Source organism: Citrobacter sp. Awk 2, from assembly GCF_028069815.1.
Classification (GTDB): domain Bacteria; phylum Pseudomonadota; class Gammaproteobacteria; order Enterobacterales; family Enterobacteriaceae; genus Citrobacter.
In genome coordinates this window covers 1-6,732 of record NZ_JANEWL010000149.1, presented here as the reverse complement: position 1 = coordinate 6,732, position 6,732 = coordinate 1, and the positions used below count along the sequence as shown (strand labels likewise).

The 6,732-nt window shown below is 51.3% G+C and carries 6 protein-coding genes; 4 read left to right on the top strand and 2 right to left on the bottom strand.

All coding sequences use genetic code 11. From position 1 onward, the window contains the following. The first annotated feature begins 45 nt into the window (after positions 1-45). Genes NNO02_RS22080 through NNO02_RS22065 form a run of 4 tightly spaced genes read left to right on the top strand, consistent with a single transcriptional unit; the run spans position 46 to position 4,970 of the window. Complete coding sequence (locus tag NNO02_RS22080) at positions 46-573, top strand: fimbrial protein (protein WP_271440526.1); 528 nt, start codon at positions 46-48, stop codon at positions 571-573. Between the two features lie 47 nt (positions 574-620). Further along, the gene (locus NNO02_RS22075) at positions 621-1,304 is read left to right on the top strand and encodes a fimbria/pilus periplasmic chaperone (RefSeq protein WP_271440527.1); all 684 of its coding nucleotides are present in this window, start codon (positions 621-623) and stop codon (positions 1,302-1,304) included. Between the two features lie 21 nt (positions 1,305-1,325). Then, entirely contained in the window at positions 1,326-3,878 is a 2,553-nt protein-coding gene (locus tag NNO02_RS22070) for a fimbrial outer membrane usher protein (protein WP_271455754.1), read from the top strand. Positions 3,879-3,887: 9 nt separating this feature from the next. Beyond that, positions 3,888-4,970: a fimbrial protein gene (locus NNO02_RS22065; RefSeq protein WP_271455753.1), complete on the top strand. Its 1,083-nt coding sequence runs from the start codon at positions 3,888-3,890 to the stop codon at positions 4,968-4,970. 30 nt (positions 4,971-5,000) lie between these two features. On the opposite strand, the gene NNO02_RS22060 is transcribed toward NNO02_RS22065, so the two are convergent. Together NNO02_RS22060 and NNO02_RS22055 are read right to left on the bottom strand one after the other, a co-directional pair. Beyond that, positions 5,001-5,771: an ABC transporter permease gene (locus tag NNO02_RS22060; protein ID WP_003829467.1), complete on the bottom strand. Its 771-nt coding sequence runs from the start codon at positions 5,769-5,771 to the stop codon at positions 5,001-5,003. After that, complete coding sequence (locus tag NNO02_RS22055; RefSeq protein WP_271440522.1) at positions 5,768-6,694, bottom strand: ABC transporter ATP-binding protein; 927 nt, start codon at positions 6,692-6,694, stop codon at positions 5,768-5,770. The genes NNO02_RS22060 and NNO02_RS22055 overlap by 4 nt, the downstream gene beginning before the upstream one ends. Positions 6,695-6,732: the final 38 nt, after the last annotated feature.

Sequence of the window (6,732 nt, the reverse complement as noted above, 5' to 3'; positions counted from 1 at the left end):
GATTAACACTGTGTTATTAATAATTAATCTTAAAGGATTAAGTTCATGAACAAAAAAATGAAAACAATGGTTTTCGCTTCATTATTGATATCCACTTCTGCATTAGCCGATACTGCAAGCGATGGCACCGTCCACATCACAGGGACAATTCTGCAAAACGCCTGTACTGTCAAGACCAGCTCTATTGACGTCACGCTGAAAGACCAGTTTGCCTCCGTTTTTACTGCTGCCGGGCAAACGCAAAGTAATGAAGCCTTCACCATCGATCTGGAAAACTGCGATTCATCAATCTACGAAAATATCCAAACCCGTTTTGAAGGTACGCAGGACCCGTATGACACCAGCGTACTGGCAAACACGGGTGATGCAACCGGTGTAGGCGTGCAAATTCTGGATAGTGCCAATACTGCGCTGGCGTTGAATGATGAATCAGCATGGTCAACGAAATCTACGCTCACCAGCGGCCAGACCGAAATTTCCATGCCATTCTCTGCCCAGTTTATCTCAACCAGCGACACCGTAACGGCGGGTAGCGTTGACGCGACTGCAACCTTCTACCTGCAATACAACTAATCCATAGCGGCCAACGCGGGTTGGCCCTTTTGTTTGTTGAGGTTATGATGAATCCTTTGACGAAGGCAGTTCTTGCTGTCAGCCTTTTCGCCTGTCCTTTTGCTCATGCTGCAGGAATCAACATTGGTGCCACGCGCGTTATTTTTAACGGCGATGCAAAAGATGAGTCAATATCAATAAGCAATAATGACAACGTCCCATACTTAATTCAATCGTGGGTACAGTCAATTAGTGAAACGGGTAAAACAGGTGATGCACCTTTTATGGTAACCCCTCCACTATTTCGACTTGATGGTGGTAAAAGAAATGTTTTACGTGTTATTCGCACAGGTGGAAATATACCCGAAGACAGAGAGTCCCTTTATTGGTTAGATATCAAGTCCATTCCCGGAACTAATCCGGATGATAAAGGCAACAAACTTAAAATTGCGATTAAAGCGGAATTTAAACTGATTTACCGCCCCACGTCATTAAAGCAAACACCCGAAAAAGTGACCAACCAGCTGCAGTGGTCAAGAAGCGGCAGCATATTAACGGTCCGCAACCCAACGCCCTACTACATGAATTTCGGCGAAATAGCGGTCGGTGGCAGCAAACTGAAAGCACCGCGCTATGCACCGCCGTTTGGTAGCGCGCAGTACACATTGCAGTCGGGGGCGAGTGGTGTCATCACCTGGTCAATTATTAATGACTTTGGGGGGACGGGACCAATACATAAACAAGAGCAGTAAAAACACGGCCAAGGATGATTTATGAGCACGAGGAATGGACAATCTGTGCAGTTTTATCTCTCACGCAGTGCTCTTATGGTTGCGCTTCACTGCGCGCTGACGCATCAGGTTTGGGCCAGGGACTACTTCGATCCGGCATTTATTGAAAACCGCGGATCGCAACAGATCACAGCGGCAGATCTCTCCGTATTTGCCACTGACCAAAGCCAGCTACCGGGTACTTATTACACCGATATTTTAATCAACAAGACATCACTGGGTTCGCGAAACGTTGATTATCAACAGGTCGCTCTACCCGATGGCCGCCAGGTATTACAGGCTTGTTTACTCACAGCGGAATTAAAAAGCGCAGGAGTAAAGACTGAACTTTTTCCCGCGTTGAACACCGCCAGGGGATGCGCCGATCTTTCACTGATCCCAGGTGCCAGCCAGCAGTTTGATTTTCAGGCACAGCAACTGTTTATTAGCATCCCGCAAATGTACATTGCCAGTAGCGCCCGAGGATACGTGCCGCCGGAAAAGTGGCAGGAGGGAATCCCAGCCCTGTTGCTCAACTACAGTTTCAGCGGTTATCAGACCTTCGGAAAAAATCGCGATGTGGCGGATACCGACTCGCAATATCTGGCACTTCAGCCGGGTATTAATGTTGGACCATGGCGTTTTCGTAACTATACCAACTGGAACGCCAACACCAGCGATGGCAACACGCAGCAGAGCTGGAATACCGTATACAATTATCTTCAGCGCGACATTATTGCGCTGAAGAGTCAACTCACCCTCGGCGACAGCAACACGCCCACGGACATCTTCGACAGCCTTGCCTTTCGCGGTATACAGCTAGCATCAGACGATCAAATGCAACCGGACAGCCTACGTGGTTACGCGCCGACAATTCGCGGCATTGCCCGTTCGAACGCGCAGGTCACCGTGCGACAAAATGGCCGGGTTGCTTACCAGACCGCCGTCCCGCCTGGCGAGTTCGAAATTAACGACATGTTCCCCACCGGCAGCAACGGCGACTACGACGTGACGGTCAAGGAAGCCGACGGCAGTGAACAACACTTTATTGTCCCCTACGCTTCACTGCCTATTCTGCAGCGAACCGGGCACGCCAAATATAGCGTAACGGCAGGGAAGTACCGGGACGGCAGCAACCACACCGGCGATAGCTTCACCCAGGCAACCCTGCTCTATGGCCTTCCCTGGGGGATCACACTCTATGGCGGCGGACAGGTTGCCGGGAACACATACCAATCTGCCGCACTGGGGATCGGGCAGAATATGCAGATGCTCGGCGCTATCTCGCTGGACGGAACCTGGTCACATGCCCGGTTTGATGATGGTCACAAAGAAACTGGTCAATCCTGGCGCGTCCGCTATAGCAAAGGGGTAGTCAGTACAGGGACCACGCTTTCACTTGCCGGGTATCGCTACGCCAGCGAACACTACAACTCGCTTGAAGAAGTGCTGGACCCAGACGAGAGCTTCAACGATTACTATGGCAAGCGCCATAATCGTTTTGAAAGCTCATTAAATCAGCAACTTGGTGGAAAACTTGGGTCCTTCACACTGAGCTGGATAAAAGAAAACTATTGGCGCAGTGAACGTAAAATGGAATCACTGGGCGCAAGCTATAACAACCGTTTTGGCGCGGTGAGTTATACCCTGGGTTACAGCTATAACCGCAATACCTATCAGTCCAGCGCAACAGATAACGATCGGTATTATCAAAACGATCAACTGTTCACGCTCTCGGTAAGCGTACCTTTCGCGCTGCTCGATTCGCGCATGTACGCTAACTATATGCTCAGCACCCGTAAACATGACGCTACCGTTAACAGCACCAGTCTGAGCGGTACTGCCCTTCGCGACGATAACCTGAACTGGTCCATACAGCAAAGCCACAGCACTACCGGCGGCGACTCCGGCGGGTTAAGCGCCAACTATAAAGGAACGTATGCCAACGTGAACGCCGGTTATAGCCAGTCTCCCGACTCCCGGCAAGTCAGCTACGGTATTAGCGGCGGCATGCTGGCCCACGAAAATGGGCTAACGCTGAGCCAACCGATTACCGGAGCGGCCGTGCTCATCAAAGCGCCCGGCGCGTCTAATGTCTCGGTCGTCAACCAGACTGGCGTTACGACCGACTTCCGCGGATATACAGTGATCCCGAACGTCACGCCTTACTACCGCTACGATATCGCGCTGGACAGCAGCACTTTTGCAGACAACGTTGATATCCCCATGAATAACCAGACCGTCTACCCGACACGTAATGCCATCGTGCGTGCTGATTACGATGCGCGCAAAGGCTACCGGGCACTCATCACGCTTCTGCGCGCGGACGCAAGCACGTTGCCCTTTGGCGCGACAGTCAGCCTTACGCAACAAAACGAGAGTCTGGCCAATATTGTCGCTGATAAGGGACAGGTGTTCTTGAGCGGGCTGCCAGAGGAAGGCGTGCTTGTCGTGAGATGGGGAAACCGTGCGAATGAAACCTGCCGCGCCAGCTACCACCTCGACCCGCAAAAAAATCTCAATGGCATTGTGACAAGCCAGGCTCAGTGCCAATAAAGGAATACGATGAACCTGAAAGAATTGAAGTATTGTGCACTACTGTTAGTCGCGCTTTCCGGATGCGCCAGGGCCGAAGACTTTGGCAACGGCACAGGATGGTGCGAATCGACAAGCGGCACCCGAAATTATCCGTTTGATGTCAATCAGACGATCGACAGCACAGACAACAACCAGCGGGGGACGATTATTGAATCGAATTGGTCCGGCAGCGCTACCTACAACGCCGTATGTGATTGCGATAATACTGATTATCGGGGCTATAACTACTTTACCGCCACAACCGGCGACCTGACGCAAAAAGGCACCTACAGTGAGAGCCGCTACTACGGCTATATGTATTATTACGTACTGGTCGCGGGAAAGCTGGAGATCGGCTCTGAAACCTACATTGCTGGCAAACTCGGGCAATTTGTCCCCGTGCCTTTTTCCGCCGTCAGCAATCTTGACGCAACAGGAGGTGGCTGTCCAGGGGCAGAGATGAGGGCGATGACAGCAGGAAACCGCGGCAGGGTCAGGATCTACATTACCCATCCGTTGGTCGGTGAGATAATCATCCCAGAAACCACCATCGTGAACCTGTATCTATCAAAATCCGCTACCAGCGGCGGCGATAACGTACCGCCAGGCGTGCCGCCGGTCGCGCGCGTCACGCTCTCTGGCACGATCACCGTTCCTCAGTCTTGCTCTATAAACGCCGGACAGATTATCGAAGTGAAACTACCGGATATTCAGGGAAAAGATATCCGCAACCTTGGCGACAGCCCGCAGGAATCTCATGTCACCACCCGCGTCAACTTAACCTGCAGCAACGTTGCCAATGGCACCAATCTCTCGCTGTCATTAGCAGGCACTAACGATCCGCATAACAACGACTATTTGCAAACCGATAATGAGAATATTGGAATTCGTATTTCTGACAAAGAGGACAATACCATCGTGCCGAACGGCAGCACGGAATTGCCCGTCGATGATTATCAGGATGGCAGTGGCAGTTCGACATTTACCACCGCTCCGGTAAATACCACCGGCAAAACGCCACATACCGGACAATATCAGGCAACAGCCACACTGGAAGTACAAATTCGCTAAAAAAAGGCGACTCACGTCGCCTTTTAACATTTAGCTGCGCAGCCCGCGCCCGCGCTGAATCAGATACCAGCACAGTAAATAAAATGCGGCGATAAACACCACCAGCACACCGAAGGTCGTCACCAGCGGCACATCGTGAATGCCGAGGAAGCCGTAGCGGAAGCCGCTAATCATGTAGACAATCGGGTTCAAGTGCGACAGTCCCTGCCAGAATGGCGGTAACAGCGTTAACGAATAGAAAACGCCCCCCAGATAGGTCAGCGGCGTTAACACGAAGGTCGGGATCAGACTGATATCGTCAAAGGTTTTGGCAAAAACCGCGTTCAGCAAGCCCGCCAGCGAAAACAGTACCGCCGTTAGCACCAGCGTCAGCGCCACGAAGACCCAGGAGTGCACCTGGAACGGAACAAAGAACAGAGAGATAGCTGTGACCAGAATGCCCACACACAGACCGCGAGCCACACCACCGCCGACAAAACCGGCGATGATAACGTGCGTCGGTACCGGTGCAACCAACAGTTCTTCAATGTTGCGCTGAAACTTGGCGCTAAAAAATGACGACGCCACGTTGGCGTACGAGTTGGTAATCACCGCCATCATGATAAGCCCCGGCACGATAAACTGCATGTAGCTAAAGCCGTGCATTTCACCGATCCGTGAGCCAATCAAATTACCAAAGATAATAAAATAGAGCGTCATGGTGATGACGGGCGGCACCAGGGTTTGCACCCAGATACGCATAAAGCGGTGGATCTCTTTCGCCCAGATGCTTTTCAGCGCGACCCAGTAGAGCTGCATCATGCGCGATCTCCTTGTTTTTCATGAACCAGAGAAACAAACAGCTCTTCCAGTCGGTTCGCCTTGTTCCGCATACTCAATACCTGAATACCCTGAGCGCTCAGCTGCGAGAACACGCTGTTCACCCCCTGCTCGCGCAGAACTTCAACTTCCAGCGTTGAGGTATCAACCAGACGGTATTGATAGCCTTCCAGCTTAGGTAGCGGGCTTTTCGCCGCCAGATCGAGAATAAACGTCTCAGATTTGAGCTTGGAGAGCAGATTCTTCATCGAGGTATTTTCTACCAGCTCACCATGCTGAATAATGCCGATGTTCCGGCACAGCATTTCCGCTTCTTCGAGGTAGTGGGTGGTCAGAATAATCGTCGTACCTTTATCGTTTAAATCCTTCAAAAAGCCCCACATTGAGCGGCGTAATTCAATATCAACACCGGCAGTAGGTTCATCGAGGATAAGCAACTTTGGCTCATGCATCAGCGCGCGGGCAATCATCAGGCGGCGCTTCATCCCGCCGGACAGCATACGCGCACGCTCGTTGCGTTTTTCCCACAGGTCGAGCTGTTTTAGATAAATTTCACTGCGTTTAACCGCCTCTTTATGCTCAACGCCGTAATAACCCGCCTGATTCACCACGATCTGTTGCACGGTTTCAAACGGGTTAAAGTTGAACTCCTGCGGCACCAGCCCAAGCTGGCGCTTGGCATTAACCGTATCTTTATCAAGATCAAACCCGAAGACGCTAACCCGACCGGAGGTTTTATTCACCAGCGAGCTGATAATGCCGATGGTAGTGGACTTTCCCGCGCCATTGGGACCTAGCAGCGCATAGAAATCACCCGCTTCGACTTGCAAATCTATGCCCCGCAACGCCTGAACGCCACCGGGATAGGTTTTTTTAAGTTTTTGAAGTTCCAGAGCAATGGTCATGGTTTTTTACTTACCTTACGTTCTGACATTTTATATAT